This window comes from Brachybacterium aquaticum, assembly GCF_014204755.1.
Classification (GTDB): domain Bacteria; phylum Actinomycetota; class Actinomycetes; order Actinomycetales; family Dermabacteraceae; genus Brachybacterium; species Brachybacterium aquaticum.
This window is the reverse complement of sequence record NZ_JACHLZ010000001.1, coordinates 2,572,842-2,587,532: the sequence shown is the minus strand read 5'-3', so window position 1 is coordinate 2,587,532 and position 14,691 is coordinate 2,572,842. Positions and strand designations below refer to the sequence as shown.

The window sequence follows — 14,691 nt, the reverse complement described above, 5'->3', positions numbered from 1 at the left end:
CGGGGCGGGAACGGCGGCTGCGCCGGCGGCTGTGCAGGCGGTTGAACCGCCGGCTGGGGCACCGAGTATTCGCCTGACATCGACCCGTCTCGCCGGTACGGTCCCGCCATGACCGATGACCCGAAGGCCTCCGACGTGTCGGCCTCCGCCGCGCAGCCCCGAGCCTCAGACCCACCGGCCCCGTATCTCGGGACCTCGCTGTGGTGGGAGGAGGAGCAGGCCTTCGCGGAGGACGCGGCCGGGCGCAGCGACGACCTCTGGGGTCTCTGGGGTCCCGGCCCCGCGCCGTTCACCCCGGAGATCCTCGCGCTGCTGTCCGATGTTGAGACCGCCTTCGCCCGCACCGGCGCGGACACCCCGCCCTGGCCGGATCCCCACCTCCTCCCGGACGGGAGCAGCGGCTCGCCCGAGGAAGCGGAGTACAGCCGCTGCCTCGACCCCGAGAAGTACCGCATCCTCGGCGCCCGCGCCGCGGCCTGGACGGTGGTCCTCACCGCGCGCGGCTGGGCGGTCGCGGAGGAGGGCGTGCCGGCAGGGTCGTCGGTCGACGTCTGGGCCGCCCCGCCCCACGCCGGGACGGCCGCGGCGACGGTGTTGCGTCCCCGTCGGCCGGAGGCGTCGCCGCTGGTCCTCGCCGTGACCGGGCCTGAGCTGCCGGGCCTGGTGGTCGGTGTCGGGGAGCCCGCGCTGGCGGTGCTCGAGACGCCGGACTGCGGCTGCGATGCGTGCGATGACGGCTCCGCGAGCATGCTTCGCGAGCTCGACGAGATCCTGCTGTCGGTAGTCGACGGTTCCCTCGAGGCGCACCGGAGTCCCACCGCGCACGGGGTCCGCACGTCGTTTGGCTCCTCGGAGGGCTCCGGGGAGGACACGGGCGGCCCCTCGGTCCGCGTCCGTGCCGCCGCCTGGGTTGAGGACTGGACCCCGCGGGACCTGCAGCAGCCGTTCTGAACGCCCGGCGACCGAGTCACGGCGTCTGACGCGTCGGAAAGTCGTAGGTGTAGCGACGCCTCAAGCGCCCTGCCCCTGGGGTAGCGACGCGTCAGGCACCGTGCCCCTCGCTTGGTGACGCGAAAGGCGCCATGGCCCCGGTGGACGGGGCGGGGCGGTCACGCAAGGTCGGTCCGGACCACCGTGACCGGGCCCTCCGCAGGAGTCGGTGGCTCGAAGTGGTCGACGTACTGTGCGGCCAGCTCCGGCGGCAGGCGGTAGGCATCGGCATGCTCGGCGTTCCGCGCCTCGAGCCGGGCGAGGATCGTCTCCCGGTCGGCAACCACGTGCACGAGCTCGGGGACCACGCCGGTCGGGGCGAGCAGCGCGCGCCACTCCTCGCGCATGGCGAGCGACCAGAACGAGAGGTCCACCACCACGTCCTGGTCGGCCCGCACCAGCTCGAGGAGCCGCTGCTTCAGCCCGACGACGATCTCGCGCTGCACCTCGTCCGGCAACGGCATCGTGCGGTGCCCGCGCGCGAAGGCCTCGACGTCCACCGACAGCCGCACCATGCCCTCCGCCTCGAGGCGGCGAGCAAGGGTGGACTTCCCGGACCCCGCTGGGCCGCACATGAACAGCACTCGACTCATGGCCCCCATGCTGTCCGATGCGCCGGCCGTGTGCCACGGGGTCACGGTGCCTGAGTCGTCGGAAAGCCGCAGGTGTAGCGACGCCTCAAGCGCCCTGCCCCTGGGATAGCGACGCCTCACGCACCGTGGCCGTCACGTGGCGACGCGTCAGGCACCCTGACCTCCAGAGCGCGACGACCGAGGCGCCGTGCGCTGGGCGAAGCGTCGCGTGAGGCACCGTGGCCGCGCCGCCTCACCCCCGGTGCTGCTGCCACCACAGCGCCGCCTGCACGCGGGAGTCGACGCCGAGCTTCATGAGCGCGTTGGACAGGTGCGTCTTCACGGTCGTGATCTCGACGAACAGGCGGGTCGCGATCTGCTGGTTCGTCAGACCCTCGGCGACCAGCGCCAGCACGTCCTCCTCGCGGCGGGTGAAGGTGGGCCCGGCGGGCGCGACCTCCCGGCCTCGCAGCGCGGCGACCACGGCGCGGGTCGCGGCCGCGGAGAGCACGGCGTCGCCGCGGTGGACGTCGCGGATCGCGGCGAGGATGCGCTGAGGGTCCTCGGACTTCACGAGGTAGCCGTCGGCGCCGGCGGCGAGGGCGCCGAGCACGAACTCGTCGAGGTCGAACCCGGAGATGACCAGCACATGCGCGCCGGTCTCGCGCAGGCGCGGGGTGATCTCGATGCCGGTCGCGCCCGGCATGCGCACGTCGGTGAGGACCACGTCGGGGCGGTGTTCGCGGGCCGCGGCGAGGGCGGCGTCACCGTCGGCCGCCTCGGCGACCACGGCGATGTCCGGCGCGGAGTCGAGCAGGGCGACGAGACCCGAGCGCACGGCGGGGTGGTCCTCCGCGACGACGACGCGGATCGGGTCGGGGGCGGTGCTCATCGGGAGGTCTCCTCGGGGGTGGGAACGGGTCCAGGTGCAGTCACAGGTGCAGTCGCGGGCGCCGCGCGGCCGTCCGGATCGCCATCAGTCCGCACACCCGCTGCGGCCCCGGCAGGCCCGCGCACCGGCAGCTCCGCGATCGCTTCCCAGCGCTCCGCGCCGCTCGCCTCGATCACGATCCCGGACCGTGCTGTGCCGCCCACCGCCCGGGCCCGCGCCTCGATCGCGCCGCGCCCCAGCCCGCTGCCTGCTTCGCCCTCGCGGACCCGTCGACTCCTGCTCTCCGGCAGCCCGTTCACCAGCTCCAGCCGCACCGCATCCCCCTCGACCCGCACCTCCAGCGCACTCGGCGCCGCCCCGTGTCGCACCGCATTGGTCACCGCCTCCGCGCCGATGCGCAGCAGCGCGGCCTGCACGGACGGTTCGACCCGTGGGACACCGTCGGCCCCGACCGCGCTCACCGCCGGGTCGATCTCCACCCGCGCCCCGGGATCCCGTCCCCGCAGACGCGCCCCCAGCGAGGGCCAGTCCAGCGTCGCGCTCGGCAGGGTGCCGGAGGTGTCCTCGGTGAGCACCCCGATCATCGAGCGCAGGTCCCTCAGTGCGGCCTGGGACGACTCGCGCGCGGTGACCAGGGAGCGGTCGCGCGCGTCGGGGTCCTCGAGGGAGGCGGCGAGGGAGGTGTGCAGGGAGACGGCGCTGAGGTGTCCGGCGATGACGTCGTGCAGGTCGTGGGCGATGGTGCGCCGCTCGGCCTCGACGGCCCGGGCGGACCGGGATGCGGCGAGCTCGTGCTCCACCCCCGCGAGCCGCTCCGCCGCCTGACGGGCCTCGCGGTGATGGCGCACCTCCCACGCCCACAGCAGCGGCGTGGACACCGTGAGCACCGCGAGCATCACGACCACGAGCACCACCGGCCCCGGCAGGCCAGCGATCAGCGCCGCGAGAATCGCCGCCGCGCCCGCCGCGACGGAGAGGACGCTGCACCTCCGGGCGAGGCGCGCGCTGCCGTGCATGACCGGCGCGAACAGTGCCTCGAACAGCAGGAAGTACGCGGAGATCTGCCCGCCCGCGATGATCTCCGCGACCGCGAGCGGCCCCGCGACCAGGAACGGCACGAGCGGAGCCCGCCGACGCCACACCACGCTCGCGCTCGCCACGAGCATCAGCGCGATGGATGTCCGCGTCCCCCACCCGCCGCTGTCGAGGAGGAACCCCGAGTTCTGGATCCCGAGCTGCGCGATGCCCATCACGAGCAGCGCATACACCCCGGCGACCACGACGTCCCGTCGCCACGGCGGCGGGGCGCCGTCAGCGACCTCGGCGGCGACGCCGGCAGGTGCGTCGGGCGCGTGGGGCGCATCGGCGATGCCAGCCGCGTCTGCCGCACCACGCGCAGCGGGGGAGGAGGACATGCTCCTAGCCTACGGGGCCGCCCGGCCCCGTCGGCCGCCTGGGCGCCGGGTTCCTCCCGAGGGAGGAGGCGCCGCCCCTCCGGTCGACGCGAGGATCGAGGACATGGATGCTCTCGCCGCCGGCCCACTCGCCCCCTTCGTCGGTCTCGTGGTGCTCGCGCTCGTCGACTCGACGTCCATCGGCACACTCGTGATCCCGCTGGTCCTGCTCGTGGTGGGTCGCGGCGGGGCGCGGCGGACGGCCGTGCGCACGCTCCTCTACCTCACGGTGATCGGCGCCTTCTACCTGCTGCTCGGCATCGCGCTGCTCGCGGGGCTGCTGCCGCTCCTGGAGCGCTTCGGGCTCGTGCTCGCCTCCCCGCAGGTCATGCTGCTGCTCGCGCTGCTCGGCGGGGCGCTGATCTGGTGGTCCTTCCGCATCGACCCGAAGGCGATCGCCAGGCGCGGCGGGGATCCGGAGGCCTCGGTGCGGCGCTGGTCGGGCAGGGCGCGGGACGCCTCGGGGCGGCCGACGGCGCTGATCGCCCTCGCCCTCGGCGCGGGACTCGTCGAGGCGGCCAGCATGATCCCGTACCTCGCCGCGATGGGGATCATCGCCGACCTGGGGGCGGGTCTCGGGCAGGGGGCGCTCATCCTCGTCGGCTACTGCGCGGTGATGATCCTGCCGGGCACGGTGCTGTGCGGGGTGCGGGCGGCGGTGGGGGATCGGGGCGACCGCGCGCTGGAGCGGGTGCACGAGTGGGCGGTGCGCAGCGCCCCCGGCGCGTTCTCGTGGACGGTCGGGATCGTCGGGGTGCTGCTGGTGCTGCACACGATCGGTCCGGCGCTCGGCTGGCTGACCGGCGGCGGGGTGGCCTGAGGCCCAGGGCCCGACGCCGCCGCGCCGGTAGGATCTCCGAGGCCGGGGCCGGGCAGGCCGCGCTCCCGCCCGCCGAAGCCAGGAGGGGGCAGGTCGATGAGCGACTCCGAGTCCACAACCTCTGCGCCCGCATCCCCAGCGCCCGCTACACCTGCGCCCCGCACCCCCGTCACCCTCGCCGACGTCGCCCGCGCCGCCGGGGTGTCCCCGGCCACCGCCTCCTTCGTCCTCTCCGGTCGCGGCGGGGTCCGTTCGGCCGGGTCCGCGGAGACCAAGGCGAAGGTGCGCGAGGCTGCGCGGGTGCTCGGCTACGTGCCCCACCGCCACGCCCAGGCCATGCGCACCGGCCGAGGCGGCGGGATCGTGCTGGCGCTGGGCACCCTCGAGGATCTGTGGGGCGTGCAGCTCGCCCATCAGGTGCGCGACGACGCGCTGGACCGCGACCTGTCCACCCTCGTGCTCGTGGACGAGGGCTGGTACGAGTACCTGCTCGGCGCCTCGGCCGACGCCGCGCTCATCACCAGCATCGACTTCGTCGAGGGCGGGCCCGAGCAGGTGCGGCGCCTCGCCGCCGCGACGCAGAGCGGCATCGTCGCCTTCAGCGCCCTGATGGAGCCGGAGAGCTTCGACGTCGTCGCCTCCAGCCCGCTGCCGGCGATCCGCGAGGCCTACTCCGTGCTGCGCGCCCGCCACGACCGGGTCCACCTCCTCGCCCCCGAGATGCCCGGGAGGCCCGGCGGCACCCTCGCCCACTCCCGCACCACCGCCTTCCTCGAGGCAGCCCGCGAGCACGGTGACGGCCCCGCCGAGCGCCTCGTCCACCTCACGCCCGCCAGCAGCCGCGACACCTTCCGCGCCGCCGCCGAGTGGCTCGAGGGCCCCGAGCGTCCCGAGGCCGTCGTCTGCTTCACCGGCTACCAGGCGGTGTCGCTCCGCCTGGCCGCGGAGCAGGTCGGCGTCGACGTCCCTGGCGAGCTCGAGTTCCTCTCCATCGGCGACGTCCCCGCCGAGTCCGAGTACTTCGGCCCCATCAGCTACTACGGCGTCGACGACGTCTTCGCCCGCCTCTCCCAGGTGCTCGTCTCCCGGGCACTGGACCGCGAGGGCCGCCCCGGCGAGCTGCACACCTTCGACTGGGAGTTCTTCCCCGGCACCACCACCCGCGAGCAGGAATGACACGCATGCATCAGAGCACCGCACACCAGAGCACCTGGACCCTCCCCGGCCTCCACCTCACCGACGTCACCCTGCCGGTGCCGCTGGACCACGCGAACCCCTCCGGCGCGCAGATCGAGCTGTTCGCCCGCATCGTCGCCGCGCCCGACGGGCAGGACCGCCCCTACCTCGTCTACCTCCAGGGCGGGCCCGGCTCCGAGGCGCCCCGCCCCACCGACCCGTCCTCCCCGCCGTGGCTGCCCCGCGCCCTGCGCGAGCACCGCGTGGTCATGCTCGACCAGCGCGGCACCGGCCGCTCCACCCCCGTCGGCCCCGATGTCGTCCTGCCGGACGGGGCGATCCCGTCGGGCGCTCGCACCCTGCGCGCGGCGAGCCCGGCCGAGCAGGCGGAGTACCTCACCCGCTTCCGGGCCGACGCGATCGTCGCCGATGCCGAGCTGCTGCGCGCCCACCTCGGCGCCGAGCGCTGGTCGCTGCTGGGGCAGTCCTTCGGCGGGTTCACGACCCTGCGCTACCTCTCCGCCGCCGCGGCCGGCTTGGAGAAGGCGCTGTTCACGGGCGGTCTGCCGACGGTCGGCCCCGGGATGGACGAGGTCTACCGCACCACCTGGGAGGGCATGATCGCGCGCAGCGAGCGCATGTGGGCCCGCTTCCCGGGCGACCGCGACCGCTTCTGCCGCCTCGCCGACCGCGCCGCCGCCGGCGCGCTGGTGGTCCCGGGCGGCCGACGGGTGGGCGTCGAGTCGCTGCGCCGCCTCGGTCACCTGCTGGGCTCGGCGACGGGGGAGGAGCAGTTCCACCTGCTGCTCGACCTGGACCCGGACTCCGAGGCCTTCCGCCACGACCTCGCCTCCCACCTTCCCTTCTCCGGCCGGAACCCCCTCTACGCCGTCATCCACGAGAGCTGCTGGGCCGACGGGGTCGCCACGAACTGGGCCGCCGATCGCACGATGCCGGACGCGGTGCGGGAGGACCCGACCCTGCTCGGCGGCGAGCACATCCACCGCGACCTGTTCGCCGAGGACCCCGAGCTCGAGGTCTGGGCCGAGGCCGCGGACCTCCTCGCCGCCCACGAGTGGCCGCGGCTGTACGACGAGGACGCCCTGCGCGCGGCCGACGTGCCCGGCGCCGCCGCCGTCTACTACGACGACGCGTACGTGCCACGCGAGTTCTCCATGGCCACCGCCGCCCTGCTGCCGCGCCTGCGCACCTGGGTCACCAGCGAGTACGAGCACGGCGGCCTCCGCGCGAGCGGCGAGGTCGTGCTCGACCACCTCCTGGACCTCACCGCGGGGCTGCGCCGGGCCTGAGGTACGACGTCGCGGCAACGCCCGCGAACCACTCCGGAGACCTCCGCCCTGCCGTGACAAAGTGCAGGGATGATCGGCCAGCCGGGAGCCGACGTGCTCCCGGCCGGACGTCGTCGTCGAGGACAGGAAGGGCCGCCGAGGACCGCATCATGAGCACCGCCGAGGAGAAGCCCCCCGCCCGTCGCTGCCGACCCGGCAGGCCCCGCGGCCAGGACTCCGCGGTCGTGCGCGAGGCCGCGCCTCGAGCGGGCCGTCCGCGCCGGTCAGGAGCAGGGCGTCATCCGTTCCGACGCCCCGGCCGGTCAGATCGCCCGCGCCACCATCGCGCTCATGGACGGGCTGCAGGTCCAGTTCCTGCTCGACCCGGAGCTCGACATGGCCGCCGATCTTCGGGTCCATGTCGAGGAGCTCAAGCGGCGCTGGAGCCTCCCGGGCGCCTGAGCCCGGCGACCCCGTCGGCCGCCCAGGCGCGACCCCGTCGGCCCCAACGTCGACCCCGACGGCGGCCCCGTCGGCCGCCCCGACCGCTCGCTCGCCCTCCCCGCCACGCGCTCCCACCTGCGGCGTTACCCGCCGGTCTTGTGACCCGGGCCACATCGTGACAGGGTCGATGACTGCGTCGCGCGCGCAGCGCGCGCGTCACCGCGATCCGACGATGACGACGGAGGTCCCCTCGTGAAACGTTCTGCACCCATGCCCGGCTCCGGCCCCGCACCCCGACCCGCCCGCCGGCGGGTCCTCGCCTCCCTCGGCGCCCTCCCGGCGGGTGCTGTCCTCGCCACCGCGGGCGCCGCGAGCGCCAACGGCAACAACGGAAAGGGGAAGGGCAAGGGCTCCGGCAAGGGAGACTTCCGCCTCGGCGTCGAGAACCTGCTGGAGCCGAAGACCCTGGCGACCCTGAAGGGCGCCCGCGTCGGCCTGATCACCAACCCCACCGGCGCCGACCGGCAGCTCCGCTCCACGATCGACCTGCTCGTGGACGCGCAGGCGAGCGGCGGCTTCACCCTCACCGCCCTGTACGGCCCCGAGCACGGGGTGCGCGGCGCCGAGCCCGCCGGCGGCTACGTCGAGGACTACCTCGATGAGAAGACCGGACTGCCCGTCCGCTCCCTCTACGGCGCGACCCAGAAGCCCACCCCCGCCATGCTTGCGGACGTCGACGTGCTGGTCTTCGACATCCAGGACATCGGCACCCGCTTCTACACCTACATCTGGACGCTCTACTACGCGATGCAGGCCGCGTCCGAGAACGGCAAGCGGTTCATCGTGCTGGACCGCCCGAACCCGCTCGGCACCGACATCGAGGGCTTCGTGCTGGAGCCGGAGCTGTCCAGCTTCGTGGGCCTGCGCGAGATCCCGCAGACCCACGGCCTCACCGTGGGCGAGCTCGCGCGCCTGTTCAACGGGGAGTTCCTGGGCGGCGCCGTCGCCCTCGAGGTGATCGGCATGTCCGGCTACGACCCCGAGAACCCGCCCACGGACGACCTGCCCTGGGTGCTGCCCTCCCCGAACATCCCCACCCCGGACACCGCGATCGTCTACGCCGGCACGGGTCTGATCGAGTCGCTGAACGTCTCCGAGGGCCGCGGCACCACCACGCCCTTCCTGTGGTTCGGCGCCCCGTTCATCTCGGAGGCCGACGTCGACGCGGTCATCGCGGACCTGCGCGCCGCGGACCTGCCGGGCGTGCTCTACCGGCCCATGTTCGCCACCCCCACCACCTCCAAGCACGCCGGCGCCTTCTGCGGCGGCCTGCAGCTGCACGTCACCGACCAGGCCGCGTACGAGCCCGTGCGCACCGGCATCCACGTCCTCGCCGCGCTGCTGCGCAATGTCGAGGAGGTCGACTGGCGCGAGGGTGATGCCTGCCGCACCGAGGCGGACGTGTGCTGGATCGACCGGCTCACCGGCACCCGTCGCACCCGCCTCATGCTCGAGGCCGGCGACTCCCCGGAGGCCATCGTCGCCGCCTGGCGCAAGGAGTCCCAGCGCTTCTACGCCACCACGCAGTCCTACCGCCTGTACTGACCCGTCCTGATCCCCATCCCTTCGAGCAACGGAGCTCTGCCATGACCCTCACCCGCCGCGCCTTCACCGCCGCCGCCCTCGCCGGCACCGGTGCCCTCGCCACAATCCCCGCCGCCCAGGCCGCCCCCGCGAAGAAGGGAGGTGGGACGAAGGACCGGATCGAGGAGATCCTCGCCGGGATGAGCATCGAGCAGAAGATCGGTCAGCTCTTCGTCGCCGTCGGCTACGGCTCCCGCGCCGACCAGGCCCACGCCTCCAACACGGCGACCACCGGCGTCGCCACCATCGCGGACATCGTCCGCACCCACCACGTGGGCGGCCTGATCTACTTCGTGTGGAGCGAGAACCTCCAGAGCATCGAGCAGATCGCCACCCTCTCCAACGACGCCCAGGACGCCGCCCTCGAGTCCGGTGGGATCCCGCTCGTGATCAGTGCCGACGAGGAGCGCGGCGTCGTCTACCGCCTTCCCGCCCCGGCCACCCCGCTGCCCGGGCAGATGGCCCTCGGCGCCACCGGCTCCAAGGCTCACGCCCGCAAGGCCGGGGAGGTGGTGGGCCTGGAGATGCGGGCCGCGGGCCTGCACCAGTCCTTCTCCCCGGTCGCGGACGTCAACGTCGAGGCGCAGAACCCCGTGATCGGCGTGCGCTCCCTCGGCGCAGATGCGCAGGCCGTCGCGGAGCTCGTCGCCATGCAGATCCGCGGCCAGCAGGGTGCGAACTGCTCCGCCGCGGCGAAGCACTTCCCCGGCCACGGCGACACCGCGACCGACTCCCACTACGGCCTGCCGATCATCGACCACACCCGCGAGGAGATCGACACCCTGGACCTGCCGCCCTTCGTCGCCGCGATCGAGGAGGGCGTGGACGCGATCATGACCGCGCACATCGTGGTGCCGGCGCTGGACGACTCCGGCCGCCCCGCCACCCTCTCCCACCCGATCCTCACCGGTCTGCTGCGCGAGGAGCTCGGCTACGAGGGCGTGATCGTCACGGACTCGCTGGCCATGGAGGGCGTGCGCACCATGTTCGGCGACGACCGTGTCCCGGTCGAGGCGATCCTCGCCGGTGCCGACCAGATGCTCATGCCGCCGGACCTCGTGGTCGCGATCGGCGGCGTGCGCGACGCGGTCGCGAGCGGCGAGATCACCGAGGAGCGGCTGGATGAGTCCGTGCGCCGCATCCTCGCCCAGAAGCAGCGCCGCGGGTTGTTCGACCAGGTCCACGTCGACGCCGCGGGGGCGGAGTCGACGATCGGCACCGCGAAGTCGGTGAAGACCGCCCGCGCCATCGCCGAGGACTCGATCACCGTCATCACTGCCGAGCGCGGGGCGCTGCCGGTGCGCAAGGGGTCGCGGGTGCTGGTGACGGGCGTCGGCACCGCGGCGAAGATCGACGCCGCCGTCGCGGAGCTGAACGCGCTCGGCTTCCAGGCCACCGGCCTCGTCGGTGCCACCGCCGCCCAGGCCGCGACCGCCGCCGCGGACCATGATGCGGCGCTGGTGTTCACGTCCTCGTCGGGCTTCGTGACCCCTGCGGCGGAGTCGGCGGTGGTGAAGGCCGTGGCCGGGACCGGCACCCCGGTTGTCCACGCCTCGCTGCGCAACCCCTACGACGTGGTCCATGTGGGCCCGGTCGCGGCGTCGCTCGCCGCCTACGGCAACGCCGATGCGAGCCTGCGCGCGATCGCCGGGGTGCTCGCTGGGACCGTGAAGGCCCGCGGCACCCTGCCCGTCCCGGTCCCGCATGCCGACGGGACCGGCGAGGCGTACCCGATCGGGCACGGGCTGGGCTGAGTCCCGGGAGCGTCTGCACAGCGGTCATCTGCACAAAGGGGCGTCCTGGAGCACGCTGCGACGAATATCGTCAGCGCGTGCGCCAGGACGCCCCATTGTGCAGGCGCCTCCTCAGCGCAGGGACGGCGTGTGCGAGTGCGCCTCCGCCTCGGCCCCGTGCGCCCGCGCCTCCGCGGCCTCTCGTGCCAGACGCCGACGCCGCACCGTCACCCAGCCGCTGGTGAACACGCTCCCGGTCACCACCAGCACCGCGGCCATCACGGTGATCACGACCGCGTAGGTGGCCTGCAGGGACACCAGCGAGATCAGGGCGCTGGAGGTGATGATGCCGAGCGCGTTCGCGGTGCGCAGCAGGGCGAACACCTCGGCGCGGTGCTCGGGGGCGACGAGCCGGTCCAGCACGAGCGAGTAGTAGGTCGCCAGCGGCGCGAGCACCGCGCCCACCAGGAGGGCGCCGATGATCGTCGCCGCGACCGAGTGGCCGAAGCCCACGATCGCGACGCCCGCCGCCGTCACGCCGAGCCACGCGAGCACGGTGCGGCGGCGCGGCTCGCGGTTGTGCACGCTCACCCAGATCCCGCCGAGGATCGAGGTGGTGCAGATCGCGACGGGGAACACCACGCCCCACGCGGCGGGCATCCCGAAGGACACCGCGAGGGAGACGGCACCGATCTCGATCGCCGAGATCGCGGCGGCGCTCGCCCCGCCGCACACCAGCCACAGCGCGATCATCGGGGTGACGCGCAGGCGGCTGCGGCGCTGCTCCGGTCCGGGCGCGGCGGCCTGCGGGATCCGCGGCAGCAGCAGCACCGGCGCCATGCCCAGCAGTACCATCGCCCACGCGGCGAGCTGCGGGGAGATGCCGCCGAGCACCGCCGCGAGCACCGGCGCGGCGACGAACGTGACCTCGTTCAGGGTCGCTGCGACGCCGAGGGCACGGGGGAGACGGCTGGCCGGGACGAGATGGTTCAGCACCGCGCGCAGCGTGCCGTAGGCGGCGCCGTTGACCAGTCCCGCGAGGGCGGCCCCGGCGATGACCAGGGCGAAGGGGGCGCCGAGGCCCGCGAGGACGGCGATCCCCGCCAGTGCCGCGGTGCGCAGTCCGATGAGGACGCGGAGGTAGGGCACGGGCGCGAAGCGCTGCCCGAGGCGGGTGATCGGCACGGCGCCGAGGACCTGCGCGATCGTCATCCCGAGCATCATCGCCGCGCCGCTCGCGGCATCGCCGGTCAGGGGCAGCGCGATGAGGGAGAACGCGATGGGGGCGGCGGCCTGCGGCACCGCGAAGGTCCCGTAGGAGCCGAACCAGCGCAGCAGCGGTGCAGCGGGCCCGGTCACCGGGGTCGTGGTGGGGGCTGCGGAGCGCGCGGCCATGGGGAACCTCCTTCAGGGGTGCAGGGACGGGGCGGATGCGCCCGATGAGCAACATAGTGCGCAGCGACGTGATTGCGCAATATAGTGCCCGTCACCCCGGGGCTGGGTAGGCTTCGGGCACCCATCCCCGAGGAGGTCCGCAGATGAGCGGAGGCATGCGCCCGGCGGTCGTCGAGCGGCTCGGCGGCCGCATCCGCGCCGCCCGACAGGAGCAGGACCTCTCCGTCGGCGCGCTCGCCGAGCTCAGCGACGTCTCCCGCCGCATGCTCACCCAGATCGAGCTCGGCCAGGCGAACCCGTCGGTCGCGATCCTCGACCGCATCGCCGAAGGCCTCGGCGTCACCTTCGCCGCGCTCATGGGCGTGGGGGAGGGCGACGCCCCCGAGGGCGTGGAGGTCTGGTCCACCGACTCCGGCTCCTGGGGCGTGCTGCTGGACGCCGTGGACACCGACACCCTCTCGGTCGAGACCTGGAAGTGGAAGCTCCTCGGCGAGGACACCTACGAGGGCGGCTCCGGCATCCCCCTGCCCGGGATCGTCCACCACGTCATCGAGGGCACCCTCGAGATCGTCTCGGCCGACGGGACCACCGTGATCGAGGCCGGCCGGTCCGGTCGGATCACCACCGACGCGGCGTACCGCTACCGCGCCCTCGACGCGCAGGCCGCGGTGTTCTTCTCGGTCGCGCTGCTGCCGCGCCCGCCGCGGGCCTGAGCTCTGTGCTGCCGGGGTCTACTGGATCTCCGCCTCGGGCGGCGCGATCGTCACCACCCGGTCCGGCATCACCCTCTGCACGCCCTCGACCTCGCCGAGCACGGCAGTGTTTGCTGTCGTGCCCGTGACCATCCCGAGGCTCACCATCACCCGCTCGACCACGAAGCCGTGCTCCTCGAGATGCGTGACCACCTCGCTCATGTGCTCGCGGTGCTTCTCGTCGACCGTGATGTGCACACGCCTGCCCTCCATCAGGCCCTCCCCGGCACGGCCCAGGGGCCCGGCGCGATCGCGAGCCCGGCACCGACATCGACCGACGGGACCTCCAGACGCGTCCCGTACTCGACGAGGGTCGCCCACAGCTCCCGACCGCGCAGCCCGGTGAGCTCCGCCCACAGCGCCGCGAGCCCGGCCACGTGCGGGGTCGCCATCGAGGTGCCGCTGATGGTGCGCAGCTGTGTGGGCATGGGCCAGGCCGAGTGCACGTCGACGCCGGGCGCGGCGAGGTCCACCTGTCCGCCGTGCACCGCGGGCAGTGTGCGGGCGGAGAAGTCGGCGATGGCGAGGCGCTGGTCGAGTGCGGCGACGGCGAGGACCGACGGGCTGTTGGCGGGGGTGCCCACGAAGCCCATGTCCCCCTCGCTGCGGGAGGCGTTGTTCCCGGCCGCGGCGATGATCAGCACGCCCTGGTCCAGGGCGCGCCTGCCGGCGGTGACATAGGGCGGGTGCACCTCGGGCACGTCGGCCCCCAGCGACATCGACACGATCGCGCAGCCGGACGAGATCGCCCAGTCGATCCCGGCGAGGATCCCGCCGTCGCTGCCGGAGCCCTCGTCGCCGAGCACCTTGCCGGCGAAGATCGCGGCGCCCGGGGCGACGCCGTAGCGCGGCCCGGAGGCGGGGGAGGCGGGGCCGAGCGCGGTGCCGATGCAGTGGGTGCCGTGGCCGTGCCCGTCCTGCACCTCCTCGCCGTCGACGAAGGACATGCCGGTGATGTCACGGCCGACGAAGTCGGGGTGGGCGAGGTCCATGCCGGTGTCGAGCACCGCGACCGCGATCCCGGCGCCGGTCGCCGCCGCGTCCTCGATCCCGATCGCCTGCAGCCCCCAGGTGAGGGCGTCCGAGTCGGCGAAGGGCGGGTCGGCCGACGGGATCTCGCCCGGCTCCTCCGGCGCCTCGACGCCGAGCCGCGCGGCGAGGTCGGCGACCCCGTCGGCGTAGCCGCGCACGTAGTCGGCGGGCGTGTGCTCGGCGAGCACGTGGTGGATGAGCTCGGGAACGACGGCGACGATCTCGCCTTCACCCTCGGCGGCGCGCAGTGCCGTGACCTGGTCGGGATCCGCGTCGACGACCGCGATGCCGAGCCGGTCGAAGAGGGTGTCGTAGCGGGTCGCGGCCGCCCGTTCGGGGCCGTAGTCTCGGCAGGGCGTCACCTCACGGAGCCCCGCTGCGCTCTCCAGCACCGCGGTCTGCTGCTCCGGGGCGCCCTCTGCGAGCACCACGAGGTGGCGGCCGGTGGTCTGCGGCCGGATGGACGGAGTGGTCTCGAGCATCAGGGCCTCCTCGTCG

13 protein-coding genes and 1 pseudogene are annotated in these 14,691 nt (G+C 74.1%); 8 read left to right on the top strand and 6 right to left on the bottom strand.

Annotation, left to right across the window (positions count from 1 at the left end):
• The first annotated feature begins 108 nt into the window (after positions 1–108).
• A complete protein-coding gene (locus HNR70_RS11565) occupies positions 109–951 on the top strand; it encodes a DUF6226 family protein (protein WP_184325797.1) in 843 nt (280 codons plus the stop codon).
• 158 nt (positions 952–1,109) lie between these two features.
• On the opposite strand, the gene HNR70_RS11560 is transcribed toward HNR70_RS11565, so the two are convergent.
• The 3 genes from HNR70_RS11560 to HNR70_RS11550 all read right to left on the bottom strand — a co-directional run bounded on the left by HNR70_RS11560 (position 1,110) and on the right by HNR70_RS11550 (position 3,869).
• Positions 1,110–1,583, bottom strand: a complete 474-nt coding sequence (locus HNR70_RS11560; protein WP_246375207.1) for a P-loop nucleotide/nucleoside kinase family protein — start codon at positions 1,581–1,583, stop codon at positions 1,110–1,112.
• 232 nt (positions 1,584–1,815) lie between these two features.
• Complete coding sequence (locus tag HNR70_RS11555; RefSeq protein ID WP_184325796.1) at positions 1,816–2,454, bottom strand: response regulator; 639 nt, start codon at positions 2,452–2,454, stop codon at positions 1,816–1,818.
• Positions 2,451–3,869 carry a sensor histidine kinase gene (locus tag HNR70_RS11550; RefSeq protein ID WP_184325795.1) on the bottom strand — a complete coding sequence of 473 codons (1,419 nt, stop codon included), beginning with the start codon at positions 3,867–3,869 and terminating at the stop codon, positions 2,451–2,453. The genes HNR70_RS11555 and HNR70_RS11550 overlap by 4 nt, the downstream gene beginning before the upstream one ends.
• Before the next feature lie 103 nt (positions 3,870–3,972).
• Here HNR70_RS11550 and HNR70_RS11545 point away from each other — a divergent pair, with 103 nt between their 5' ends.
• From HNR70_RS11545 to HNR70_RS11520, 6 genes and pseudogenes are all read left to right on the top strand, one after another.
• Positions 3,973–4,728, top strand: a complete 756-nt coding sequence (locus HNR70_RS11545) for a GAP family protein (RefSeq protein WP_184325794.1) — start codon at positions 3,973–3,975, stop codon at positions 4,726–4,728.
• Between the two features lie 96 nt (positions 4,729–4,824).
• Positions 4,825–5,904: a LacI family DNA-binding transcriptional regulator gene (locus tag HNR70_RS11540; protein ID WP_184325793.1), complete on the top strand. Its 1,080-nt coding sequence runs from the start codon at positions 4,825–4,827 to the stop codon at positions 5,902–5,904.
• Between the two features lie 5 nt (positions 5,905–5,909).
• The gene (locus HNR70_RS11535; protein WP_184325792.1) at positions 5,910–7,214 is read left to right on the top strand and encodes an alpha/beta fold hydrolase; all 1,305 of its coding nucleotides are present in this window, start codon (positions 5,910–5,912) and stop codon (positions 7,212–7,214) included.
• 243 nt (positions 7,215–7,457) lie between these two features.
• Positions 7,458–7,655: pseudogene (locus HNR70_RS11530) on the top strand (TetR family transcriptional regulator C-terminal domain-containing protein); the annotation flags it as partial.
• A gap of 234 nt (positions 7,656–7,889) precedes the next feature.
• A complete protein-coding gene (locus HNR70_RS11525; protein ID WP_312857645.1) occupies positions 7,890–9,242 on the top strand; it encodes an exo-beta-N-acetylmuramidase NamZ family protein in 1,353 nt (450 codons plus the stop codon).
• 41 nt (positions 9,243–9,283) lie between these two features.
• Complete coding sequence (locus HNR70_RS11520) at positions 9,284–11,035, top strand: glycoside hydrolase family 3 protein (protein WP_184325791.1); 1,752 nt, start codon at positions 9,284–9,286, stop codon at positions 11,033–11,035.
• A gap of 111 nt (positions 11,036–11,146) precedes the next feature.
• Here the strand turns inward: HNR70_RS11520 and HNR70_RS11515 are convergent, their stop codons facing one another.
• The gene (locus tag HNR70_RS11515) at positions 11,147–12,409 is read right to left on the bottom strand and encodes an MFS transporter (protein ID WP_184325790.1); all 1,263 of its coding nucleotides are present in this window, start codon (positions 12,407–12,409) and stop codon (positions 11,147–11,149) included.
• A gap of 143 nt (positions 12,410–12,552) precedes the next feature.
• On the opposite strand from HNR70_RS11515, the gene HNR70_RS11510 reads away from it, so the two are divergent.
• Positions 12,553–13,122 carry a helix-turn-helix domain-containing protein gene (locus HNR70_RS11510; protein WP_246375206.1) on the top strand — a complete coding sequence of 190 codons (570 nt, stop codon included), beginning with the start codon at positions 12,553–12,555 and terminating at the stop codon, positions 13,120–13,122.
• A gap of 18 nt (positions 13,123–13,140) precedes the next feature.
• On the opposite strand, the gene HNR70_RS11505 is transcribed toward HNR70_RS11510, so the two are convergent.
• The gene (locus HNR70_RS11505; protein ID WP_184325789.1) at positions 13,141–13,374 is read right to left on the bottom strand and encodes a hypothetical protein; all 234 of its coding nucleotides are present in this window, start codon (positions 13,372–13,374) and stop codon (positions 13,141–13,143) included.
• A complete protein-coding gene (locus HNR70_RS11500) occupies positions 13,374–14,675 on the bottom strand; it encodes a S8 family serine peptidase (protein ID WP_184325788.1) in 1,302 nt (433 codons plus the stop codon). Before HNR70_RS11500 ends, HNR70_RS11505 begins: the two co-directional genes overlap by 1 nt.
• Positions 14,676–14,691 lie beyond the last annotated feature (16 nt).